At 41.7% G+C, this 22,524-nt stretch carries 23 protein-coding genes and 1 tRNA gene; 11 read left to right on the top strand and 13 right to left on the bottom strand.

Features of this window, described 5'->3' with window-relative positions; all coding sequences use genetic code 11:
- Positions 1 to 24 precede the first annotated feature (24 nt).
- The 5 genes from BUB81_RS01025 to BUB81_RS01005 all read right to left on the bottom strand — a co-directional run bounded on the left by BUB81_RS01025 (position 25) and on the right by BUB81_RS01005 (position 4,433).
- Positions 25 to 363: a hypothetical protein gene (locus BUB81_RS01025; protein WP_139241465.1), complete on the bottom strand. Its 339-nt coding sequence runs from the start codon at positions 361 to 363 to the stop codon at positions 25 to 27.
- Positions 360 to 1,787, bottom strand: a complete 1,428-nt coding sequence (gene glgA, locus BUB81_RS01020; RefSeq protein ID WP_073316917.1) for a glycogen synthase GlgA — start codon at positions 1,785 to 1,787, stop codon at positions 360 to 362. The genes BUB81_RS01025 and glgA overlap by 4 nt, the downstream gene beginning before the upstream one ends.
- Before the next feature lie 60 nt (positions 1,788 to 1,847).
- Complete coding sequence (locus BUB81_RS01015) at positions 1,848 to 2,933, bottom strand: methyltransferase (RefSeq protein WP_073316916.1); 1,086 nt, start codon at positions 2,931 to 2,933, stop codon at positions 1,848 to 1,850.
- A complete protein-coding gene (trmB, locus tag BUB81_RS01010; protein WP_073316908.1) occupies positions 2,930 to 3,649 on the bottom strand; it encodes a tRNA (guanosine(46)-N7)-methyltransferase TrmB in 720 nt (239 codons plus the stop codon). The genes BUB81_RS01015 and trmB overlap by 4 nt, the downstream gene beginning before the upstream one ends.
- Before the next feature lie 97 nt (positions 3,650 to 3,746).
- Positions 3,747 to 4,433, bottom strand: a complete 687-nt coding sequence (locus BUB81_RS01005) for an alpha/beta fold hydrolase (RefSeq protein WP_073316907.1) — start codon at positions 4,431 to 4,433, stop codon at positions 3,747 to 3,749.
- A gap of 117 nt (positions 4,434 to 4,550) precedes the next feature.
- On the opposite strand from BUB81_RS01005, the gene mutY reads away from it, so the two are divergent.
- The 7 genes from mutY to BUB81_RS21820 all read left to right on the top strand — a co-directional run bounded on the left by mutY (position 4,551) and on the right by BUB81_RS21820 (position 9,808).
- On the top strand, positions 4,551 to 5,594 hold the full coding sequence (mutY, locus tag BUB81_RS01000; RefSeq protein ID WP_073316906.1) for an A/G-specific adenine glycosylase: 1,044 nt from the start codon (positions 4,551 to 4,553) through the stop codon (positions 5,592 to 5,594).
- Positions 5,595 to 5,624: 30 nt separating this feature from the next.
- Complete coding sequence (locus tag BUB81_RS00995; protein WP_073316905.1) at positions 5,625 to 5,900, top strand: oxidative damage protection protein; 276 nt, start codon at positions 5,625 to 5,627, stop codon at positions 5,898 to 5,900.
- A 136-nt stretch (positions 5,901 to 6,036) separates the two neighbouring features.
- A tRNA-Phe gene (locus BUB81_RS00990) sits at positions 6,037 to 6,112 on the top strand.
- 291 nt (positions 6,113 to 6,403) lie between these two features.
- The gene (locus BUB81_RS00985) at positions 6,404 to 7,327 is read left to right on the top strand and encodes a hypothetical protein (RefSeq protein ID WP_073316904.1); all 924 of its coding nucleotides are present in this window, start codon (positions 6,404 to 6,406) and stop codon (positions 7,325 to 7,327) included.
- Positions 7,324 to 7,773 carry a hypothetical protein gene (locus tag BUB81_RS00980; protein WP_073316903.1) on the top strand — a complete coding sequence of 150 codons (450 nt, stop codon included), beginning with the start codon at positions 7,324 to 7,326 and terminating at the stop codon, positions 7,771 to 7,773. The genes BUB81_RS00985 and BUB81_RS00980 overlap by 4 nt, the downstream gene beginning before the upstream one ends.
- Entirely contained in the window at positions 7,763 to 9,229 is a 1,467-nt protein-coding gene (locus tag BUB81_RS00975) for a hypothetical protein (protein ID WP_084526092.1), read from the top strand. Before BUB81_RS00980 ends, BUB81_RS00975 begins: the two co-directional genes overlap by 11 nt.
- Positions 9,230 to 9,271: 42 nt before the next feature.
- Positions 9,272 to 9,808, top strand: a complete 537-nt coding sequence (locus BUB81_RS21820; protein ID WP_139241464.1) for a hypothetical protein — start codon at positions 9,272 to 9,274, stop codon at positions 9,806 to 9,808.
- Positions 9,809 to 9,874: 66 nt separating this feature from the next.
- On the opposite strand, the gene BUB81_RS00970 is transcribed toward BUB81_RS21820, so the two are convergent.
- Positions 9,875 to 10,183, bottom strand: a complete 309-nt coding sequence (locus tag BUB81_RS00970; protein WP_342742588.1) for a DUF2787 family protein — start codon at positions 10,181 to 10,183, stop codon at positions 9,875 to 9,877.
- An 11-nt stretch (positions 10,184 to 10,194) separates the two neighbouring features.
- Positions 10,195 to 10,767 carry a hypothetical protein gene (locus BUB81_RS21815; RefSeq protein ID WP_084526086.1) on the bottom strand — a complete coding sequence of 191 codons (573 nt, stop codon included), beginning with the start codon at positions 10,765 to 10,767 and terminating at the stop codon, positions 10,195 to 10,197.
- 187 nt (positions 10,768 to 10,954) lie between these two features.
- On the opposite strand from BUB81_RS21815, the gene BUB81_RS22270 reads away from it, so the two are divergent.
- From BUB81_RS22270 to BUB81_RS00960, 3 genes are all read left to right on the top strand, one after another.
- Positions 10,955 to 11,365, top strand: coding sequence for a hypothetical protein (locus BUB81_RS22270; RefSeq protein ID WP_217653437.1), 411 nt, complete (start codon positions 10,955 to 10,957; stop codon positions 11,363 to 11,365).
- Positions 11,366 to 11,454: 89 nt separating this feature from the next.
- A complete protein-coding gene (locus BUB81_RS22265; protein WP_217653436.1) occupies positions 11,455 to 12,093 on the top strand; it encodes a GIY-YIG nuclease family protein in 639 nt (212 codons plus the stop codon).
- A 467-nt stretch (positions 12,094 to 12,560) separates the two neighbouring features.
- The gene (locus tag BUB81_RS00960) at positions 12,561 to 13,391 is read left to right on the top strand and encodes a helix-turn-helix domain-containing protein (protein WP_073316902.1); all 831 of its coding nucleotides are present in this window, start codon (positions 12,561 to 12,563) and stop codon (positions 13,389 to 13,391) included.
- Between the two features lie 166 nt (positions 13,392 to 13,557).
- On the opposite strand, the gene BUB81_RS00955 is transcribed toward BUB81_RS00960, so the two are convergent.
- The 6 genes from BUB81_RS00955 to BUB81_RS00925 all read right to left on the bottom strand — a co-directional run bounded on the left by BUB81_RS00955 (position 13,558) and on the right by BUB81_RS00925 (position 21,444).
- Positions 13,558 to 13,944 (bottom strand): VOC family protein, encoded by a 387-nt coding sequence (locus BUB81_RS00955; RefSeq protein ID WP_073316901.1) that lies wholly within the window; start codon positions 13,942 to 13,944, stop codon positions 13,558 to 13,560.
- Positions 13,945 to 13,964: 20 nt separating this feature from the next.
- Positions 13,965 to 14,942 (bottom strand): isopenicillin N synthase family dioxygenase, encoded by a 978-nt coding sequence (locus BUB81_RS00950; protein WP_073316899.1) that lies wholly within the window; start codon positions 14,940 to 14,942, stop codon positions 13,965 to 13,967.
- A 1-nt stretch (position 14,943) separates the two neighbouring features.
- A complete protein-coding gene (locus tag BUB81_RS00945) occupies positions 14,944 to 15,951 on the bottom strand; it encodes an isopenicillin N synthase family dioxygenase (RefSeq protein ID WP_073316897.1) in 1,008 nt (335 codons plus the stop codon).
- 10 nt (positions 15,952 to 15,961) lie between these two features.
- Positions 15,962 to 18,262 (bottom strand): TonB-dependent receptor, encoded by a 2,301-nt coding sequence (locus BUB81_RS00940; protein ID WP_073316895.1) that lies wholly within the window; start codon positions 18,260 to 18,262, stop codon positions 15,962 to 15,964.
- Positions 18,263 to 18,513: 251 nt separating this feature from the next.
- On the bottom strand, positions 18,514 to 19,872 hold the full coding sequence (locus BUB81_RS00935) for a tyrosine-type recombinase/integrase (protein WP_073316893.1): 1,359 nt from the start codon (positions 19,870 to 19,872) through the stop codon (positions 18,514 to 18,516).
- A gap of 543 nt (positions 19,873 to 20,415) precedes the next feature.
- Entirely contained in the window at positions 20,416 to 21,444 is a 1,029-nt protein-coding gene (locus BUB81_RS00925) for a zinc-binding alcohol dehydrogenase family protein (protein WP_073316889.1), read from the bottom strand.
- Between the two features lie 104 nt (positions 21,445 to 21,548).
- On the opposite strand from BUB81_RS00925, the gene BUB81_RS00920 reads away from it, so the two are divergent.
- Positions 21,549 to 22,469 carry a LysR family transcriptional regulator gene (locus BUB81_RS00920; RefSeq protein WP_073316886.1) on the top strand — a complete coding sequence of 307 codons (921 nt, stop codon included), beginning with the start codon at positions 21,549 to 21,551 and terminating at the stop codon, positions 22,467 to 22,469.
- The last annotated feature ends 55 nt before the right edge of the window (positions 22,470 to 22,524 follow it).

Below are 22,524 nucleotides of genomic sequence, written 5' to 3'. Positions count from 1 at the left end.
AATGTTAGCTTAAAGCGTGCAGTTTTATTGTTTTGCCCAGTCGGGAACCGGAATTTCCAACAGCACAAAAAGATCAGTGACCGGCATTTGTAAATGTGTTGCCATGGCTTCGAATGCCTTGGGCTGGTCGACGGCAGGAAGGTCGGTAAGGTCTGAAAGACACAGACATACCATGCCGTTTTTGGGAATGTTGAGCCCCGGCACGGGGGCTTTGGCAATACGGAAAAGCGTGTGCGGGCACATACTGGTGCGCTGAGGTGCCTGAACACACTGCTCCGGCACCTCAGCTAAGGCAATACCGTTCACAAAGAACGATAACCAGACAATGCTGACTATCTTGCGACTAAGGCATCGCAGTATCATGCATGCATACTCTCATAAAGCGACAGGTAAGCAGTGGCAGCGGTTTCCCAGGTAAAGCGGGTACCCATACCTCGTTGCTGCATTTCACGGAAACGGGTAGAGCATTCGTGATAGGCCAGCAAGGCGCGTCTGATGCAGTTCAGCAGTGCGTCGGGTGTTGGTTCAAAGAAGACAAAGCCCGTCGCGTCCAGTGGGTTTTGCTCAGCGTCAATAACCGTGTCTTTCAAGCCGCCTACACCACGCACAATCGGCACTGTGCCATAAGCGAGACTGTACATCTGATTCAGGCCACAAGGCTCAAATTGAGAAGGCATCAGAAAAAAGTCTGAGCCAGCTTCAATAAGGTGAGCATGTTCGGTACTGAATCCATTGATAAATGCGAACTTGTCAGGGTGTTGTTCGGCAAACTCGCCTAGATCCTGACATACACTCGGATCACCTGTTCCTATAATAACCATTTGCAGTTTGTGCTGCATTAAGCGGTCCAGTATAGGCACCAGATACCCAAAACCTTTTTGTTCGGTCAGGCGACAGACCATGCCAAACACCGGTACACCCGGCTCTTTGGGCAGGTTTGAACGCTTTTGCAGATTCGCTTTGCATTCTGCTTTGCCAGACAAATCATCGGCATTAAAGTGAGCTGGAATATAGCCGTCTGTCATGGGGTTCCACTGACTGTAATCGCAACCGTTCAGAATGCCAGACAAGTCACCCGCGCGTTGCACCAGGCGGTCGTGGAGGCCGTGACTTCCCAGATTTGTAAGGAGCTCCGTGGCGTAGTTAGGGCTCACTGTAGTGATTTTATCTGCGCATTCGATGGCGGATTGTAAGTAGTTAATATAACCACCGTGAACCTGATTCAGAATGCTAGGGTGATGTCGCAGAAATGGAATGTCTTCTAATCGGTGCACGCCCTGAAAGGCCGCATTGTGAATAGTAAACACCGATTTGGTATTGGCGAAATAGCCAGACGGGTCCTGTTTTAACAGGAATGGCAACATGGCGCTGTGCCAGTCGTGACAGTGAATAATATCTGGCTGCTGATTCAGACTTTGCAAAGCGTGCAGGACTGCCCCGCTGAAAAAGGCAAAGCGCTCGCCGTTATCGCCATAGGCTTCATAGGCACTGTTGTAGAGGCCGTCGCGATCAAAATATTCAGGGTAGTCAACAAAGTACACGTTAACGCCGCGCCATTCCATATGACGTAACGTAAAGTGGTAAACCTTGCTTTCGGTAAACAGAGTCTGGGCCGGACAGGCTTCGGGCAAATTGTGCTGCTGTGCAATGGTTTTGTAGTAAGGTAAAAAGATACTCACTTCATGACCAGCGGCTTGTAGCGCCAAAGGTAACGCTTTGCCTACGTCAGCAAGCCCTCCCGTTTTTACTAAATCTTCAACTTCCGAGATAGCAAAGACAATCTTCAACCTGTTTCTCCTGCACAATCCATGATTTTCTTATGGAAGAACAAATTACCACATTAAAAATCAATTTTGTGCAAAATAAACCGAGAATCTGGTGTTTTGCGCCAGCGTGGCAGGTTGCTTAAATTGCTCGTCGAGCAATTCCGCGTAAGGTAAAAAGCGATTTGCTACCAAATACAACTTACCGTTACTGGTTAATCGCTGCTTTGCACCGGCGATAAACTCGCGGGTAATGCGGTAATCGGTTTTTACGCCAGTGTGAAAAGGCGGGTTCGTTACAATGGTCTGGAATCGGTGAGTAACACCATTCAGTGTGTCTGCGGCAATGATATTACCCTGACTGCCGTTTTGCTCCAGTGTATGTGCGCTGCACCATAGCGCCAGTGCACTGACATCCAGCAGCTCTGCCTGAATGCGGGCACCACCGCTCAATAAATAGCTGGCAATCACACCTGCGCCACAAGCAAAATCCAGCACCGAACCTGACATCGTCTTGGACAATTTAGACAGCAGTAGCTCTGTACCTGCGTCAAGCTCCCGGTGGCTGAATACACCCGGCAACGAACATACCTGCCATTCGTGTTCATTCAGCGTATAGGTATCGATGGCAGTCCAATCGTGCAGTGAAAAACTACCCGGGGCATGACTTACTTCACAGGTTACCCAGCTGCAGTGACGGGCTGAGTCGAGCTTTTGCACGGCGCCGAACTGCTGCATGGTTTTGCCTGCGCTTTTAATACCACCTTTGTTTTCGCCAACAACATGAACCCGGCCGTTGTTGCCGACCAGGTTGGCGGCCATTGCCATAAGCATGCTTAAATGCGCTTTGGCTTTTGGCAGGAACAACAGCACATCGGTCGCTTCTGCCTTGTTCAGATAGGGCGCAAATACGTGTTTGTGCTGCCCATTTTCGGCGGTGATGTGAATAGCCTGTGGCTCTTCGCAAATATCCCGGCTATCGAATTGTGCGGCGCCATTGCGCCCGGTTGCCTGGCAAAATACATCAAAGAACTGATGTAATGCGGTCAGACTAAATGCCTGCAAAGCGGGAAACAGCCCGGCATCATCGGCATTAATAACCAACCAGTTCCCTTCTTCGAACTGATCTATGTTGCGAATAACAAGTTGCGATGCCGGTGATAAACTCATTCAGTGCGCTCGTAAATTAAGTCCCAGACGCCATGGCCCAGTTTCTGGCCACGAACTTCAAACTTGGTAATAGGGCGGTAAGCCGGACGCTCAACGTAGTCACCGCCTTGTGCAGTATTGGTGTAACCCGGGGCTGCATTCATGACTTCTGCCATATATTCTGCATAAGGCTCCCAGTCAGTTGCCATATGAAATGTACCGCCCACTGCCAGCTTGGTTCTCACCAGCTCAGCAAATTCTGCCTGTACAATACGGCGCTTGTGATGGCGTTTCTTGTGCCATGGGTCCGGGAAAAACAGCTGTAAGCGATGCAAGCTTCCATCTGGGATCATATGCTTTAACACTTCAACTGCATCGTGTTCCATTACACGTAAGTTTTCCACGCCTAATTCGCCAGCATCTGCTAAACATGCGCCAACGCCTGGGCGATGTACTTCAATGCCCAAAAAATTCAGTTCAGGGGCTTCATGGGCCATGGTAACCAGTGACTTGCCCATACCAAAGCCGATTTCTACCACTACCGGCGCGCTGCGCCCAAAGGTGTCAGCCAGATCTAATGGCTGTTCCTGATATTCGATGCCTTTGGTTGGCCAGTAGGTTTCTAACGCGCGTGCCTGACCGTTAGTTAACCGGCCTTCGCGCTTAACGTAGCTTTTGACTTTGCTGACATATACACCAGCGGCTTCGGCTTCTGCCTGACTTTTAAATTGACCCATGCTGTTCTTTACCTCTTTTACGCTGCGGCATTATCCACTTAGTGTTCGTAAATGCAACGATTATAGCGTGAAATGGCCGGCTTTCGCGGGTTGTAGGCTAAAGTGATAAACCTTTGACGATCAAAGACGCTACCTTTTCCGGCTGTTCCAATAGCATCATATGACCGCTGTTTTGCACTATGCTAACCGTTGCTCCGGGTAATTTGCTGCCCGCCTGATGTATTGAAGCTACCGGTACCACCGCGTCTTTGTCGGCAGCAATAATATGCACAGGGCATTTCAGAGTGGTGAGCTTGGCACACAAATCTTTTCGCGGTGTGGTGCTGGACACCTGCGCCTGCAATGTGGCGCCGCCCAGGTCACTTGCCATATCAGTGATAAAGGGCAGCAAACTGTCCTGCTTGGCAGGAATGATCATATTGGCCAGATACTGGCTTTGGCGCGACGCAAACTTGCCTTGTTTTAACACAGCAAGCAGTTGCTTACGCCTGGCGGTCTCTTCGTTTGTCAGCCCGAGTGGTGAGTAACCCAGTAAGGTCAATGATGCAACACGTTCAGGGTAAGTCAGTGCCCACAATGCGGCAATGTAGCCTCCCATTGAGTAGCCAACCAGATGTACCTTTTCGCCCTGGGTGGCGCGGTCACTGGTTAACGCGAGCATATCCTGCAGCGTATTCGCCCATTGCAGAGGCACATAGGCACGCGCCATGGCCGGCAGTTTTTTCCATACAGGAAGCCAAACGCGTTCATCGCACAACGTGCCGGGAAGAAAAAGTACAGTCATAGAAGTAAACCTGATTCGGGTATGCAATCGTAACAGGCACTACGTTGGTCAGGCAATCACTGTTACACTTGCCGCCAATCAATCCGTCAACGCTTGCTATACCAATACGGGGAGTTCATGTCACAGCTGTTTTCAGATCGCATTTTAACCTGGTTCGACAAACACGGACGCAAACACCTGCCATGGCAACAAAACGTAAACCCTTACCGGGTGTGGGTGTCTGAGATCATGCTGCAGCAAACGCAGGTGACCACCGTGATCCCGTATTTCGAACGCTTTATGGCGCGTTTTCCTACGGTGGTTGAGTTGGCCAATGCACCTCAGGACGACGTGCTGCAGTTGTGGACAGGATTGGGGTATTACGCCCGGGCCAGAAATCTGCACAAAGCGGCAATGCAAGTGCGTGATGAGCACAACGGCGAATTCCCTGATACGCTCGAGGGTGTAATGGCATTGCCTGGTATTGGCCGCTCCACGGCGGGCGCCATTTTGTCAATTGCAGGCGGGCAGTCACACCCTATTCTGGACGGCAACGTTAAGCGCGTACTGGCGCGATATTTTGCTATTAGTGGTTGGCCGGGTACCAAAAGTGTAGAAAACGCCCTGTGGGAATACGCCACAGACTTAATGCCTCAGCAACGGGCCAATCATTACACCCAGGCCATGATGGATATGGGCGCAACGCTGTGCACGCGTAGTAAACCTAAGTGTGATGAATGCCCACTGCAAAGCGACTGCGTGGCTTATGCACAAGGCAAGCAAACGGATTATCCGGGCAAAAAGCCTAAAAAGACCCTACCTGAAAAACAAACCGTGATGAGCGTGATATTGTGTCAGCGTTCTGTGTTGCTTCAGCAAAGGCCGCAAACCGGCATTTGGGGTGGATTGTGGAGTTTCTTTGAGCGAGAGCCGGGTACACTGCTGTCGTCACAACTTTCTCAGCTTATTGGTTCGCACGAGACTCTGGATATTGTAGAGCCGTTTCGACATACCTTTTCTCACTATCATTTGGATATTGAACCAGAGGTAATTAACTGCGAACAATTTCCTCAGCAAGTGGCGGAATCCGGCTGGCGATGGGTGAGCCTGGACGAACCGTTAGAAGTGGGAGTGCCAACCCCAGTGAAAAGAATTCTGACGGCGCTGTCGAAACAGTTATAATCACCACATTGAATCAGGAGACAGACAGCTATGCCAAGAACTGTATTTTGTGCGCATTATAAAAAAGACGCAGATGGATTGGATTTTCAGCTTTATCCAGGCGAGTTAGGTAAACGTATTTTCGATAATATTTCGAAGGAAGCCTGGGCCGAATGGCAAAAGAAGCAAACCATGCTGATCAACGAGAAAAAACTGAATATGATGGAGCCCACTGACAGGCAATTCCTGGAAACGCAAATGGAAGCGTTTCTGTTTGAAGGCAAAGAGCCCACCATTGAAGGTTATGTTCCACCGAAAAAGCCGTGATTTTGTGCATATTGAGCAAAGAACGCGCAGTTAGAAAAAATTCTGACAAAAACGGTTGACTTAAAAGCTCGAAACTCGTTAAATACGCACCCACAGCAAGACAGGTACAAACACCTGGCAATGCTAACCAGTTTTCGCCTCGATAGCTCAGTTGGTAGAGCAGCGGATTGAAAATCCGCGTGTCCCTGGTTCGATCCCGGGTCGAGGCACCATTACACAGAAGCCCTGAACAGAAATGGTCAGGGCTTTTTTGTTTATATTAGTGCCTCGGAAACTTTTAGATATAACGGGTTATCAGAATTGTCCCGCTTCTAGCGCCATTCTTTCCTAGATGACTGAGTAACTAAATCGACCTTCGATACTATTTTTTGATTAGAATAATTGATATTCCTTCCTAATTCCCTCAAATAATTTAACTCTAATTCATGACCTTAACTTTACAGTTAAAGATGGACCAATATAATCTAACAAGGAGTGAATCAATGGATTGAGGTATATATAACATGATCCAAACAGAAATAGGCCCGATGGATGGAAACACTTGGGAAGGCCTATGCCAAATTGTCTATAAAAAAAGATACTCAACTTATCAGGAAATGGTTCCCTCTCCAGGAGATTGGGGAATTGAAGGTTTTATGTTAGGCCATGGTATTGCTATTCAATGTTATTGCCCTAAACAAGAATACGACACATCAACATTACATACCAAGCAAGTCGGTAAAATCACCAAAGACTTGAATAAATTAAAAGAATATCAAAATGAAATTGCGAGCCGTATTGGAGATGAGAAAATAAAACAGTGGATATTTATTACTCCAAGAATCGCAAAAAACCATATTTATAGCCATGTTAGAACTAAAGAAACTGAAGTTAGAGGTTGGAATTTAGATATTCTCGATGATGATTTTCAAATCTTAATCCATGATATTGGCCATTATTTATCAGAGTTTAGAGTAATTCAAACTCTAAGGGGTGAGCTACTTATTTTTTCAGAATCTCAAAAAGACAGTCTAGAGAAAACTGAGAATTCTACTGAGTATGAAGAAAATATAAACAGAAAAAATAAAATAAGAAGCATCAGAGGAGGAAACTACAATCTTAATACTCACAAAAGATTAAACAAAATAACAACCGATAAGTTTTTATTGGGTGATGAATTAATTAGAAAAATAGAGAAACAATCACCCAGTCTTTATAAATCTCTTAATAGAGTTATCAATCAGTATGAAAATGAGATAGAGGAGGTATCTCTCACTTGGGAGGGTACCGCATCTTCACTTTTGGAAAAAGTAAGCACGCAATTAAAAGAGAGATTGGAAAAAGACGATAATATAGGAGGAGTAATTGTTGACTCTGATTTGAATCAGATTGTCGATCATATAATTTCTAAATGGATAGCTCTATGTCCATTGGAGATAGATCAATGAGTATACTGCATTTTGAAAGAAAAGCGATGCCAGTAATTCCGGAACATCGCCCAATGTATAAAATTTGTCAAATTTTACTTATCTTAAATATAAGTTCTACCGGCGGTAAATCGTCACTTATCCGTTTGCACCTATTTAATTGGGCATTAAAAGATAAAAGCCGCCTAAAAATGCTTGTTAGTTCATCTCAGTCTGGCGCAATTTCTTTCGGAGTATGGGGCATTGATCCTGTGTTAAATATGGCTTTAAATTTTGGAGCAGCTGAAGGGTTGATAAAAAAAATAAATACAGGCTTTCAAATAACTCACACTGGAAAGAATTTTTTAAATAAAGGAAATATCCAAGGTTTATTTGGCGATGATGCTGAGCGCTTAACTTTGATTGGTAAGTCTATAACAGAGCAGATGGTCAAGGATGTAGCAAGGAGATGGAAGAATGAAGTTTAGGAAATTCAAGGTTAAGATTTTCAGTGGAGATACTGAATACGGGTTTGAGTATAAATTTAGTGACAGCCTAAATATTATTAGGGGAGATAACTCCTCAGGTAAAAGTACACTTGTCAATGCTCTTATCTATTCAATTGGTATGGAAGAAATTATTGGAGCGAAAGGTCCTAAAGTACTTCCCTATGCACTAAAGAGTCACTTTGAATTACAAAATAAGAAAATAAATATCGTTGAATCAAGCACAATTGTTGAAGTTGAGAACTCCAAAGGAGATATCAGGACATTTAAGCGTGCGATTACTTCAAATGATAAAAATACCAAATTAGTTGAAGTTATAGAAGGAGCTTTCCTAACAGCTAATGAATCAGGAAAATTTTCCTCCACATACACATTCTTACACGATTCTGGCTCTGCGCAAGATAAAGAATTAGGTTTTTTTGCTTTATTAGAAAAATTCATAGGCATAGAGCTACCATTTGTGTCGAATAATAATGGAGGTGAGTCAAAGCTATATCTTCAAACTATATTTAGCTCGATATTTATTGAGCAAAAGCGAGGCTGGACAAACTACATCGCGAACACTCCCTATTACCCTATTTCAGGACTCAGAGAAAAAATAGTGAGTTTTTTGATGGATTTAGATAATTTCAGAAATGAGAAAAAATTAGATGAGTTAAAGTCTGAAAGAAATAGGATTACATCAATTTGGAGTGAGATTTCAACTTCAATAAAAATGACGTTAAAACCTCTTTCTTTAAGCACGTTAGGATTAAGCGGAAAGCCTCTAATAGACTTTAATCCAGAGCTAGTTAATGTTGGAGAAGGTCAAGATAATGAGTTTAAACCAATTCAACGAATATTATTTGACCTCGTAGAAAAAATCCGAGCTATCGAAGAAAGGGAAAAGGGAAACATCACAGATCAAGGCCCGGAACTAGTTGATAACATCGAAAAAATAAGAAGCGACATTTCTGAGCTTATGCTTCTTCATAAGATGTGTGGTGATGAAGTACGTATTAGCTCTTCAAAGAAAAGGCAATATCAGCAAACTTTGGATAGTGTAAAAGCAGATCTAAAAAAGAATAAGCTTACTCAGAAAGTTAACGAATTTGGTGCAGAGATAAATCTTAAAATAGCTAGAAATCAATGCCCGGTTTGTCTGAACCCTCTAGATGGTACTTTAACCCCACCAGAAAATGAATCTATGCCTATGACTATTGAGGAAAATATAAGGCATTTAGAAAATCAAAAAATGATGATTGAATCATTACTTAATGGGTTGGACAAGCAAATTGCAAAGGAAGAAGCCGCTCAATTAAAGATTTCTGATGAGTTGAAAGCTAAGAGGATTGAGCTAACTTCGTTCAGAAAGGAGATGCTTTCCTTCACTACTACAAATGAAACAGACATTAGAAGAAAAGTTAGTTTAGAAAGTCGTTACTCTTCTCTCAATTAGGCAAAAAAAGAAGTTGAAAGTTATTTAGAACAGCTTGAATCATTGTCTAAAGAATATCAAATATGCCAAAGTGCAATTAATGAAATGAGCAAGTTCACTAATTCTTTTAACGATAATAAGAAAATCGAACTGTTGGAAAAGCACTTCCGTGAACTAGCTAGGAAATTTGACTATCGTTCTGCTCAAGTAAGAGATATTAGTATTCACCCAACAACTTTAATTCCTTACTTGGAAGGACTTGAATTAAGAGAGTATTCCACCGATATTAAATCTGATTCTTCTGCGAGTGATTTTGTTCGATTAATTTGGGCTTATTTAATTTCAATCTATAAAGTATCCTATGAAAAATCTGGTAATCAACCAGGAATTTTGCTGTTTGATGAACCAGCCCAACATTCAATGGGCCTTCATAGTGTAAATAAAATGCTGAAGGAATTGTCGAGCTTAGAAGGGTTGCAAAGTATAGTAGCTGCATCTTTTGACCAAAGCGACGCAGCCTTTAAAGAGTCAACCGAAGGCGTTCAATTTAATTTGATAAGACTTCCTAGGAAACTAATACAGCATATACAACCAGGCTAACTCAATACAACGTTACCTGTAAAAGTCACGTTGGCTGTATAAGGTTCGTTTTAACAATATTGAGGTTTAGTCGGTGAGTTGAAGTGAGAATGTATTCAATTCCTGCCAGTAATGCATAAAGTTACCCTCCCATATCTGGTAAATATCCAGAGCAACTTCAATCGGAAACAGGCCATGCAGGTTTTGAAACACACAGGCCTGAAAATCAAAATCGAGATCTTTAGCCAGTTCTGCAAACGGACCGATACCAACATAGGTAAAGTCGGTGATATAGCAAAATTGCCAAGTATCACTATGTTTCTCTAACCGTATTTCTACCGGGTGAAAACCGCCGCTTTCAGCTGAATAGTTCGGATCTCGAAAAATGATGGTGATGCTATCACCTGCTATTTGGTGTTATTTTGGGGGGAAAGGTCACCACCAAGCATGAATCGATACAGACGAACACGATTTTTCCTATCAATCAAAGGTGCTCGATAAGCAAATACTCCATCGTCTTGAACATGAGTTCTAAGTCGGAATAATGCAACATCAAACCACTCAGGAATATCCATTTCAGAATAGGCAATGCGCCTAACATCATCTTGAAAGCCATAAAGATTTATTTTGCCGTATTGTTCTTGGGTAATACTATATTTCCATAGAATACCGACACAGAACCTAGCTATTTTTTCTTTATCAACATCATCCATAATCTTGGGACCAAAACTTAGGCCTTTACTATTTTCCCTGATTGATTTGAGTATTCTTGCTGAATACTCCTCTAGTTGACCTAAAATACCATCGCAATCAGCACAAAGTATCCCTCTATCAAAGGTTCCTGATTGACTGAAATGGAAGGAACCATCTTCTTTTACAGCTGCCGCATGCCCTTTACAAACTTGAACCTCCTTACAAAAAACCTGAGGAATCAAATGAGCCTTGATGGTTTTATTCTCATTACAGCGAACACATGACATTTTAAGTACCTAAGACAAACCTAAAGAACCACCGAAAGTTCATAATTTTTTATTACGGAAATTTAATTGTAACACTCGCTTCCTTTGAAAAAACAGGGTCTGCTTTTCAAGGAATTTGAAGATACGTGACTCTGCGTGTTACTGTAATTTTTCCATAATGATACGTTAGAAGCAGGAATTTCTATAGATGCGTAGTGGAGTAACAATCAACAAATTATGGTGGGAACATTTAGCTCCGAAACCAATGATTTCTCGCCGCCGAGAAGTCGAACAGCTACTCAAAACTTTTATTAGTACATCCCCCTATGGCGCTGAGTGGATCAAGGTTGCGAAGAATCCTAATGATATATTTAGATTGAAGACAGGGCAGGTGATTCCTGTTATCCATTTAACCTTCCTTGGAAAAACGCCTGGCTTTGTAGCATCTTTTAAAAAAATAGAAGCTGGTCATCGTAATGTCGGAGTAGAGACTGGCTACAAATCAGGAAAGCGCCTCGAAGATGAAGAAATTGTGATTCAGCCGATTATTTCTATCGAGCTGGTGACAGACCCTTTATTTATTCAAGCTGCAAGGCAAGGCAAGGCAAAAAAACAATAGACGAAAGTCAGATAACTCAACCGAGCTTGCTCTTTTCTATTCCTGCACATTATCTGCTGTCATCGAAGCATTTTTCCAAAAGAGCATTTGTGCTTTATCAGCATATTTTTGGGGCAGGGGGCTCGTATCCGAATGATGGATTCTTTTATGTGGGGGTCACAACGCGTAGTTGGCAGAAACGGTGGTCAGAACATAAAAGAGCGATCGGCGCAGGGAGTCATCTTCTGTTCCATAAGAAATATCGAGAAGAAATGGAAAAAGGGCGGCTTACTTATGTTAATCACAAAGTTATGGCTATAACTGACGACATTGAAAAATTGTACGCTACTGAAGAATTTTTAGTAGAAGGTCATTGGGAAGATAAACGCCGCCTTAATATGATTCCAGGTGGAAAATCTGGTTTACGTTATCTTAGAGAAAATGGGTTGCTTCAAAAATCTGTTGTCCCGATGCCTGATGAACGTGACAGAATCATTAGTATATGGCTCAATGAGCATCCAAGGAAAGGTCTTCCTGCTCCTTGGGTAGCGGAAAAATGGCGAGATAATGATTGGGCTATTGCTCAAATTTGTGACCGTGAAGGCAGGTTATCGGTCGAGCAAGTAAGAGCGATACGTCAGCTTGCAGAGAAATATTCAGTCGAAGAAATTTTTGCTCGTATAGGTGCGAAAAACGTTGCTCAAGTGGTCCGAGTTTTAGAAGGGAAAACATACTCGAGAGTTGAATAGCATGAGTTTTAAGTTTGTTTCACTATCGACAAACACGCCGTGTATTGTCCGCTGAGACCAATAACTTTGATAGTTTCACACACGTCAATTAATAAAGGAAAACGATCTTCCGGAGAAAAGTTAAATAGGTCACGTTAATAAGCATTAACGTCACTTATTTAGAAGTGGAAACTGATTGCTTATCTATTTCTTAATTCTTTTAAATAGATTTATTAAAGGCAACGATTATATTTGTCGATAAACACTGGAACAACTGGGTGTCTTGGGCGATGTGAAGCCTACTAAAATCCGCAACCCAGTCCAAAAAGATCGGCATAACTTATGCTTTATCTTAGTCCTAGACGTATTGGTCAAATTTTACTTAATTCTGTCTAGGTTTTGCACCTTATTGATGCGTTTTCAAAGTGTTTAAGGTTCTGGTGGTGCAATGCATTGATTAAGTAGCACGCAAAGGGTAAGAGATTTGTATGCAATTATTGAGAAACTTTAAATCATTTGATTTTGGAGAAGCTACCTTCCGCTATTATGGTACGTATGGACCTGTAAATGGCCTCGTTATTCAGCTCGTACAATTGTTTGAAGGTGATTGTATTGTAAAAATAGATGAACAAGATTATATTCTGAGAAAAGGTGAAACGTCGTTAATCATAGCAAAACAAAAACTCGAATACATTTATCCTGCAGAAACAAGTCACAGAGTACGTTGGTGCAACGTTAAGTTACAAGGCCATTCTCAATTACCCTCATTAATATCATCACAATATACAATATCAACCACTGAAAAATTAGATTTTATTTTTCAGTCCGCATTAGAAGTTGAGTATACCGATTCGGTAAATGCATCGATTCTTCGGGACTCTTACGGTCAGACTTTGTTTAACGAGTTTGTGAATGAAATCGAAGAGGAAGAATTCAAGTCGCCTCTCCCTTTACCAGTAAGGGAGTGCCTTAAATATATCAACAGAAATCTAGTTTCGGATATTTCTGCTAAATCGGTGAGCGAAGATTTAAAGTATTCCTACGCATTTATGAATAGTATTTTTAAGAAAAATATAGGGTTAAGCATCGCGAAGTACATCTGGACAGAAAGAGTCAATAAGGCCTATCAACTTTTAACTGAAGAAGACTATTCAGTATTAGAAATATCAGAAATTTGCGGGTTTAAAAATCAACAACACTTTTCTAGAGCTATAAAAGAGCAATTCAAAAGAACTCCGACCGAGATAAGAAGGTTAACACGTAGATATAATTATACTCAAATTTGTAGCGAACAAACTTACAATAACGCTGCTGTATAAAGATATTTGCATGAAGCCTTTGCTCTTCTTTAGTAATGATTATGACTTCAATATGAATCTGTTAACTTTGGGTTTCGGAATATGATTCTGTCAAAAATGGCGGCAAAATAAATTAAGCCGCCTATCTTATCATAAACTTAATAATCAACGTTTCGGTGGCTATGTCTTACATGGTTGATATTCTGTAAACGTTACCATCAATGTCTTGTAAAACACTCTGATACCATCCGTAATAGGTATTGAATGGCGATTTTAGGAGTGTTGCACCGTTAGCAATGGATTTTTCAGTTAATTCGTCAACCTCTTGAATATTATTTGCTTCAAATGTAATTACGTGGTGGGTTTCCTTTACTTCATTTACCGGTTTCGGGATATCTAACAAATCGTAAGCGTCAAAACTACTAAACCCTAACTTCGATACACCAGTATCAAAGCCTATGAAATAATTTGATCTACTTTCTTCTATTTCTTTAAATCCAAAAACATCACAATAAAATTTACTAAGGCGTTCGATATCTTTCGAAAATATATTTAAATAAGACAAGGAGTTCATTTTTAATTCACTATATTATTTCAAAGACCATATGTTTTGCTATACATGTACGCAATGTGTTTACCAACGGTGGTTGGTTGATAATCTGGATTATTATCTTTTGGCATACACGTAGATACACAGGACACTTCATAAAAATAATCAGGGTCAAAAAATGTTGGGCATGAATAACGTGACCGGCCTGAATTATTGTTCAAAACCCTATGCATATTCGAGTGATAAAGACCATTAGTTAGTACTTTGATCATTTCTCCCAAATTAACTACAAATGTACCTGGTATAGGAGGAGCCGTTAGCCAGTCTCCAGCCGCATTTTGCACTTCCAGCCCACCAATATCGTCCTGTAACAAAACTGTGAGCATTCCCCAATCTGTATGTGCACCAGCTCCTAATTGATTCTTCTCTCCATGATTTAGCTGCTCAGGATAATGTAATAACCTAGAAAAAATCATTGGTTCGTCAAGTCCTTCAGCGAAATAGTCTCGGGGTAGGTTAAGAGACAAAGCGAGTATTTCTATCAGATCTTTAGCTAAGCCTGTAACGTGATGTAAATACTCATTATATTGTTCTTTAAAACCTGTTGGGCTGTGAGGCCATTGATTAGGCCCACAGTTGGGCACTTTTTTTGAGACGTAAGGGTGCGAAGGTGACAGGTCATTTCCGATAACAAAACCTTCTTTCAGGTCTGCGGGGGAGCCTTCATCTAAAACTTGCGCAGCTACAGGTTCATACCCACGTACAATTTCCCAATTTTTGGAGTAACATTCCATTTTCACATCATCTGGTTGAGAAAAATACTTCTTTGCCAAATCGAGTTGCGCATCCATTAATGCTAATGGGACTTTATGTCCTTCCACATAGAAAAATCCAGTTTCACGAGCCGCTTTATGTAGCTCCCACGCAATTGATTTTTGCTTTTCTAAATCATTAGAATAAAAGTCACTTATGTCAATTAAAGGAATTTTATTTGGTGCTTTTGGTGGTTCGTAAATAATCATATTATTCTCCAATCTCATTAAATTTTGATGTTTTGTTCATTTTGTTAATTTTTGACATTAGATGTTCATAAGCTGTCGTCGTAGGATATTTTGATGATTTCTCTAATCCTGGTATTGTTTCGATGACAGCATCAAAATTAGGTTGGTGAAAAAAGACTATTGATTGCCTATCGGAATTCGAGTCCTTTGTTTTAGGATTTATGACGCGATGAATATTGGAAACCCATTTACCTCCAGTCCAATAAGACATCAAGTCCCCCAGATTAACAATAAAACTATTGTCAACAATTGGCACGTCTTTCCATTCACCTAATTTGTTTTTAACTTGAAGTCCCGGCTTATTTTCTGCTTTAAGAATAGTAAGTGAACCATAATCAGTATGGGAGCCAGCTCGAATTTGAGACGGAGAATATGAGTTCTTCTGCTCTGGATAATTTGCAGCAACTAGATTTGTCATATGCTTATCAATTTTTGATGAAAACCAGAATTCGTCGACTCCTAAAGATAATGCAAACATTCTCATTATTCGTTCAGCAAGAGCTTCCATTTCTCGATAATATTCTAGTAATGCTATTTTAAATTCAGGTAATGTATTGTCGGGCCAAATATTCGGAATAAATATCTCTTGAGCCAAACCTGTTTTGTAATAATCGTCACAAGCGGGACCTAACTCCCTATTTAACGTGAAGTATTCTCGCAAGTCAGGTAAAGCCTCTTTATCGCCTAATGTAGCTCCAAGGTTTCCAGTCTCCATGCCAAAGTACCCCCGATAGTAGGATTTACTCTTAGGCGAGAATTCTTTCTTTTTATCAGTAGGGAGTGAAAAGAAGGCAGAAACCTGTTGTTGAGCTTTTTTAACTACATCTAGGTTTACACCATGGTTTGACAGTACTAAGAAACCAATGTTTGTAACAACATTTCCTATTTCTTCTGCTAACTTAAATCTTTCATTTATTTTTTCAGAATATGCATTTGAAAAGTCAATTACAGGTACATCTAAATAATCCATTTTTTCTTCCTTATTCAAAGCTGTATTTAAATTTTATTGATATATTTCGGGGCTTGTTGGGGACATGTGTCACTGAGCCAAATTCTATAAAATCAAAAGATTGAACTCTGTATTGTTCGTCCGTTAGGTTGTTGATAGAAATAGAGTATTTGTACTTTCCATCATTTCTGGTTGTTGATAGCGCAATATCAGATAAAAAATAAGAATCTGCTGTTAATAGAGGATTATTTCTAACATCGTGAAAGACGCGGTCAGTATAGCTAACGCGTAAATTGAGGTTTGTTTCCCAGTCAGAGAATAGATTCCACCAAGAGTCATATGAAATAACTACTTTCAATGGAGGCGCGAAAGGAACATCATTACCTGATAGGTTTTCGCCATTCGCACTTATAAAATCGGTATATTTCGCGTGTATAAATGATAACCCTAGGTTAATAGAGTTATAATCATTAAGATTTATATTTGCTCCTATTTCGCCTCCTTTATAAATTCCCTTACTAGCATTAGTTACTATAAAGTTCTGACCACCGAATTGATTGGATGTAACATCAAAAACGTGGATATCCCTATAATCGTAGTAGTAAAAAGCGGTATCTAAGACAACTCTTCCTGCAAACAATGATGACTTAAACCCTACTTCATAGGCCATTAAATCCTCTGGCTTGTAGCTATTAAATTCGCCAGGATCTCCGAATCCTGCTCCGGCACCACCACTCTTGTAACCATTGCTTACAGTAGAATAGAGCATTGTATTTTCAGAAATTTCTTGCTGAAGTCCAATGGTCCAGGAAATATCAGTAAAAGTCTGATCTGATATAGACCCTTCTACATCTCCGGGGGCAAAATCGAGTGCTGTAGGTCTAATACTGTAATGATCAAAGTAAACAGAATCATTTGTGTATCTAAGCCCAGATAGAAAATACAACCCTGATGTTAAAGGATATTTTAAGTTGCCGTATATGGCCTTGGATAGCTGTTTCTGATAAAACTCTTGGTCTGTTTCTAGGCCAAAGAAAACGTACTTATTGTCTGCGGACAGTTCATCAGATGATATATATAATCCGAGATCCCAATCAAACTCATCTTGTGCATTTGAAGTTATCTGAAATTCTGATGAAGCCGTTTTGAAATTAGATTTATAGTAATTATTAGAAAGCATATATGCGCCGCCATCGGCATCATACTGACTATCTCTTTTAAATCGGTCAAATGCGATAATATGTTTAACGCTGAATGCAGGAAAATCATAGTTTAATTTTCCGTAGAGGCCATATGAGTCAGAGTTTGCATCGCCGAAAAAGTCATGGTCACCAGCACTGGTATCCCCCCTCTCACCAACGCCGTCAGAATCTCGATAACCTAAGTAATCGATGCAATCAATTCTCGAACGAGGGTCACAAGTTGGCTCATAAGTTACGGGGTCTACTATACCTACATACTGAAATGTTCCGCCGTCAGCTCTACGACGCATAGAATGTATCATTAACTCGTAGTTAAATAGCGTTGACGGATTCCAATCAAGTAATAATCTCGTTGCAAGTAAATTTTCAGCGTTAAGGCTATTGTTTTTAAGTGTACCCGGAAAACCATCGCCCTTCGGTTCAGATGCCCGGCTTGAAGCCCACCCATCATCATTTACGTATTTGTAGGCAAATCGAAAGTTGGTTGTTTCTGATATAGGTCCAGTAATAGCTCCTGCACTTTTAATTTCATTGAAAGATCCAACACCTAAATCAAAATAGCCGGAGAAAGTATCTTCTGGCTTAGCGGTAACATATTTTATTAGTCCACCTGTTACATTCCGCCCATAGCGGGTACCTTGTGGGCCTTTCAATACTTCAATTCTTTCAAGATCGAAAATAGGAGCGGTATGTTGGAACGTATTTGGGAGATAAACATCGTCTATGTAAACACCTACAGTTGGATTGGTGTTTGACGCAAAATCTATACTGCCAGACCCTCTAATCCACGCTTTCGCCTGTTCAGATGAAGACACCGCTCGTATTTCTACTCCCGGAAAATATGAACTCAGATCATTAGTAGTGTCTACATCAAATGATTCAATTTTCCCCGCAGACAAAGTATCTATTGCTATTGGTACACTTAGTATAGATTCTGCTTTTCTAGTTGCTGTCACGACGATACTTTCTACCATCTCCTCAGCGTTCACTTGCTCTGGACTTAAAATGAAATTAGCCAAAAGCAGTGTTGTAAAAACTTTTAAGTTTGATTTGAATTTACTATTAGCATTTATATTTCGTTTAAAGTGATCAAATTGTCGTTCTGACTGTTCGACATATAGAATTTTCATTGATTATCCTTCCCAAGGTTGTGCCTTTAGTAAGATAATCGATGAGATCCGATATTTGCTTATCTCAAATCTCTATAATAGTTTTTGTTTAATAGATATTAAGTAAACGGAAATTATTACAGATAAGTTGTCGCGTAAGATTCTGATTTAAAATGTTTTTATTTTTTTATAATGATGAAAATAAGATAAATTAAACTGAATGAATCCTATGAAATTAAGAGGCGTGTTTATCTTTGACTGGCGAGTTATAGTTAAATACAACCACGTTTCTTGTACTCTGCCGCCCATTCTTTAAAACGTTTTTCGTCGCGTTCAGCACTCTTAGCTCGCCTTTCTAGTGTTTTGTTCGAAACGGGCTTTGGCTTAGTTTTATCGAAAGTTACACCTGATAATTCGTCGGCAAACATTTCAGGTCTTACATGACTGTAATGTTGTTCAATCATAGCAACACTAGTACCACACTGTTTAGCAATAACGTCCATGCTTGTGCCTGCCAGCAGTTGCCATGTAATGTATGTGTGGCGTAACGAGTATAGTGTCCTTGGTACATCTGAATGCGTTTTAAGGTTGTTATTCTGAAGAACCTTTTCAAATGCCTTGCCTAACTGTGGTGTTGTTTCACCGTTAGCCAATCGGAATAATTTTTGACTTGGTGTTCTATGTGGAAACCGTTCGCGGAGTCGGGATATCGCGCCAATGACATCTTTTTTGCAGACGATTTTTCGTGTGCCAGTGTGTTTAGTTGTTTTACCTTTGCGTACGTTGATAAAGAACTGTGCTTTACTTCCTTGGGCTTTTAGTTCTATATCACCCCAGGTGATGCTTTCCATCTCTGTGCCCGGACGGATGCCGGTATTTACTGCAATCTCACAGTAATCATAAAGCAGCTCTCTGATTTGCCTTGTCTTCTCGGTGTGAGCGTTACGTTCACTTTCGTAAATACCATCAATTACAGCATCATACTCTTCTTCTGAAAAAGCGGCTCGACGTGTTCCTGATTTACCTTTCGACGACAATACTGGCACTTGTATCGGAATCATCCATTTGTGTTCAATAGCTTCTTTAAACACTAAGTTAAGCGCAGCGTTGTGAGTTTTTAAGGTCGAGGATGCTGGCGTTCGACCGAATTGTTTCTCACGCCATAAATCAAACTGTTTAATGGCGTCTTGGTCTATCGATGTAACGTATGTTCTGTCAAAGTAGGGGATGTGATATTTGCGGAGAGCTAGGGAGTAGTCATGACGAAATTTCTTTTCGGTATTTTTGTTCCCTTCCTGGCTCTCTATAAAGTCAATCAAGGTCTCAGGGATTCGTTCCTTGGGTTTTTCAGGAGAGGTGACATTAAGCTCTCGTTCAAGTTTTTCAATAACTCTTTCCGCTACATACCGGAATCTTTTGCTTTGAACTAGCGTATTGGTTTCGATTCGGATTTCGTGGTCGAGAAATATTCGATGTGCCATAGCGATGGCTTCGTCTTTATCTTTCTTTTTAGTTGATTTGCAGTACCACGTATTGAACAGTACAAATCGCGCATACCAACGTTCGCTGTTATCTTGTTTGAAGATGTACAGCGTGTCGTTTATGTCATGTCTAGCAATCTGTTTAGCCATGCTGCTAGTAGAACAGGTTATATGTTGATTTGCAAAGAATTTGCAAAGCTATTTTATGTTTTAATTAGGTTTTTGATTTATATCATTTTTATGGCTAAGCTGTCTATTGAAAATCCGCGTGTCCCTGGTTCGATCCCGGGTCGAGGCACCATTCTTAGAAGCCTCGCACGAAAGTGCGAGGCTTTTTTGATCCAAGTGTCAAAAATTGTGATTATCGGGACACGCTAGCGTGTCACCTGCCGGTAACCGTGAGTTGCGACCCCGGGTCGAGGCACCATTACACAGAAGCCCTGATCAGAAATGGTCGGGGTTTTTTGTTTCAGCTTAAGAAAAATGAAAGAGCATATCCCTGCCGGTAACCGTGAGTTACGACCCCGGGTCGAGGCACCATTACACAGAAGCCCTGAACAGACATGATCGGGATTTTTAGAGCTAAAAGGTGCTGCAGGTAGCGATAGGGTGTGAGGTTGATTAGTCTTATGTTAATTAGTATTTATACGGGTATGCGCTGGTGGCATACCCGTTAAGCTGTTTGGCGCTAAATCAGCTATCAAAGCCTTCAAGCACAATTTTACCTATGGCCTTACCGGACTCCAACAAGCGATGTGCCTCGCGCAAATTGTGAGCATTAATACTTCCCATCGTTTGGTTTAAGGTCGACTTGATGATGCCCTGGTCAATGAGTTCGGCGGTCTCAGTGAGCAGTTGATGTTGCACTATCATGTCGTCAGTACTAAACATTGAGCGTGTGAACATAAACTCCCAATGTAGTGAGATACTTTTGGCTTTGAGCTTTTTAACGTCGAGCGTCTCTGGATCATCGATTAACGCGATTTTGCCCATGGGTTTTAGAACATCTACATAGGCTTCGAGGTATGAATTTGTATGTGTCAGGCTGGCAACGTGAGTCACCGGCCCGATTTCCAGTGCATTGATCTGTTCAACCAGGGATTGGCTGTGATCAATAACGAAATCTGCGCCCAATTCCTTCACCCATTTTTGTGTAGATGGGCGAGAAGCCGTCGCAATAACGACCGCGTTTGTCAGTGCCTTGGCATACTGGATTAAAATGGAGCCAACGCCACCAGATGCCCCAACTACCAACAGCACGTCCGGCGAGGTCGCTTTTGAGTTTGAGCTTCTGGGAATGGCCAGGCGTTCAAATAACAGTTCCCAGGCCGTGATGCTGGTTAGTGGCATGGCTGCGGCTTCGGCGTCAGAGATGGAAGCCGGTTTTTTAGCGACTAGCCGCTCGTCTACAAGCTGGTACTCAGCGTTGCTGCCAGGACGAGTCAGATCGCCGGCATAATAAACCTTGTCACCATGATTAAATAGATGAGCTTCTTCGCCGGTAGCGACAACTTCTCCTACTGCATCCCAGCCCAACACTTTAAACTCATCATCGGTTGGGGACACATTCTGACGAATTTTAAAATCAACAGGGTTTACGGCAATGGCTGATACCTTTACCAGAATATCCCTGCCCGTCGCTGTTGGCTTATCCAGTTCAATGTCCTCTAGTGCATTGGCTGCATCTATGGAGCCCGCAGTTTTATAACCTATCGCTTTCATAACGTTACCTTGTGGTGTTATCAGAATTGAATGCAGTGTAGATCTTGTTTTGTTAATTAAAAACAGCTTATTCTTTTGTTCAGTATCAAAAATAAATTGATAATATGAATGTAAACGATCTGAAAATTGTTCTAAAAGTAGCCGAGCAGAAAAGTATTAAGCAGGCAGCCGAGAGTATGGATTTGCTCGTGGCTACTGCCAGTGCGGCCGTAAAGCGGGTAGAAACATCGCTGGGCGTGACATTGTTTCAGCGTTCAACCCGAAAATTGAAAATCACCAGCGCTGGTGAACAAGCGCTGTCACAACTCGCACAGGCCGTTGCCTTACTAAATCAGGTTGAACAGCAATCTAAACATATGTTGGGTACTATTGAAGGCGAGATCAGGCTGTCGGCCCCATCGGATTTGGGCCGGAATATTCTGCTGGAATGGCTTGATGCGTTTATGGATAGCTATTCGAAGGTGTCGCTAAAACTGCACGTTAGTGACAGTAATGTCGACTTTTACCGCGCTCCTCTGGATGTCGCGTTACGTTACATACCCTACAACAACGAGAGCGTTTACGGTTTCAAAATCTGCGACGTACCAAGAGTCGTTTGTGCATCGCCCGCGTACCTGGCGCAATGCGGCAGACCAGAACACCCCTCTGATTTAACGTCGCATAATAGCTTGCTCTATGAGTTGAAAGGCACACTTCATCACGCTTGGACGTTTACTCGCAACGGAGAAAAATTTCCGGTTCGGGTAGGGGGAAACAGAGCGGCCAACGATGCTGACCTGGTGAGGCGATGGTGTGTATCGGGAAAGGGAATCGCCATGAAGTCAGCACTCGATATGTCAACGGATTTACTAAGCGGCCGCGTAGTACCGATATTGCAGGAGTTTACAGCTCCTCCAACCGAGCTATGGCTGATTTGCCCGAGCAGGCAGTTAATAACTCCTGCTATACGAAAGTTAAGAGAACATTTAACGCAGCATTGTCAGCATTTGCTTGATAGCATGCGAGTGCAAGGTCTCATCCGTTAGTTTGTTGAAGCCTGTTGTCATCGACAAATATCGCTATCCGCGTGGATAGCGATCA

Source organism: Marisediminitalea aggregata (assembly GCF_900129565.1).
Lineage (GTDB): Bacteria > Pseudomonadota > Gammaproteobacteria > Enterobacterales > Alteromonadaceae > Alteromonas > Alteromonas aggregata.
Note: the sequence above shows the minus strand (reverse complement) of the source record. Positions and strands in the feature narration are given on the sequence as shown.

Excerpts from the sequence above, each read along its gene's own strand:
- BUB81_RS21815 (WP_084526086.1), bottom strand. The coding sequence starts at position 10,767 with ATGTCATGTGTTCGCTGTAATGAGAATAAAACCATCAAGGCTCATTTG.
- BUB81_RS00945 (WP_073316897.1), bottom strand. The coding sequence starts at position 15,951 with ATGGATTATTTAGATGTACCTGTAATTGACTTTTCAAATGCATATTCT.
- BUB81_RS01015 (WP_073316916.1), bottom strand. The coding sequence starts at position 2,933 with ATGAGTTTATCACCGGCATCGCAACTTGTTATTCGCAACATAGATCAG.
- BUB81_RS00960 (WP_073316902.1), top strand. The coding sequence starts at position 12,561 with ATGCAATTATTGAGAAACTTTAAATCATTTGATTTTGGAGAAGCTACC.
- trmB (WP_073316908.1), bottom strand. The coding sequence starts at position 3,649 with ATGGGTCAATTTAAAAGTCAGGCAGAAGCCGAAGCCGCTGGTGTATAT.
- BUB81_RS00950 (WP_073316899.1), bottom strand. The coding sequence starts at position 14,942 with ATGATTATTTACGAACCACCAAAAGCACCAAATAAAATTCCTTTAATT.
- BUB81_RS00920 (WP_073316886.1), top strand. The coding sequence starts at position 21,549 with ATGAATGTAAACGATCTGAAAATTGTTCTAAAAGTAGCCGAGCAGAAA.
- BUB81_RS00975 (WP_084526092.1), top strand. The coding sequence starts at position 7,763 with ATGAAGTTTAGGAAATTCAAGGTTAAGATTTTCAGTGGAGATACTGAA.
- BUB81_RS01025 (WP_139241465.1), bottom strand. The coding sequence starts at position 363 with ATGATACTGCGATGCCTTAGTCGCAAGATAGTCAGCATTGTCTGGTTA.
- BUB81_RS00935 (WP_073316893.1), bottom strand. The coding sequence starts at position 19,872 with ATGGCTAAACAGATTGCTAGACATGACATAAACGACACGCTGTACATC.
- BUB81_RS00940 (WP_073316895.1), bottom strand. The coding sequence starts at position 18,262 with ATGAAAATTCTATATGTCGAACAGTCAGAACGACAATTTGATCACTTT.
- BUB81_RS00995 (WP_073316905.1), top strand. The coding sequence starts at position 5,625 with ATGCCAAGAACTGTATTTTGTGCGCATTATAAAAAAGACGCAGATGGA.
- BUB81_RS00925 (WP_073316889.1), bottom strand. The coding sequence starts at position 21,444 with ATGAAAGCGATAGGTTATAAAACTGCGGGCTCCATAGATGCAGCCAAT.
- BUB81_RS00985 (WP_073316904.1), top strand. The coding sequence starts at position 6,404 with ATGATCCAAACAGAAATAGGCCCGATGGATGGAAACACTTGGGAAGGC.
- BUB81_RS00955 (WP_073316901.1), bottom strand. The coding sequence starts at position 13,944 with ATGAACTCCTTGTCTTATTTAAATATATTTTCGAAAGATATCGAACGC.
- mutY (WP_073316906.1), top strand. The coding sequence starts at position 4,551 with ATGTCACAGCTGTTTTCAGATCGCATTTTAACCTGGTTCGACAAACAC.
- BUB81_RS00980 (WP_073316903.1), top strand. The coding sequence starts at position 7,324 with ATGAGTATACTGCATTTTGAAAGAAAAGCGATGCCAGTAATTCCGGAA.
- BUB81_RS01005 (WP_073316907.1), bottom strand. The coding sequence starts at position 4,433 with ATGACTGTACTTTTTCTTCCCGGCACGTTGTGCGATGAACGCGTTTGG.
- BUB81_RS22270 (WP_217653437.1), top strand. The coding sequence starts at position 10,955 with ATGCGTAGTGGAGTAACAATCAACAAATTATGGTGGGAACATTTAGCT.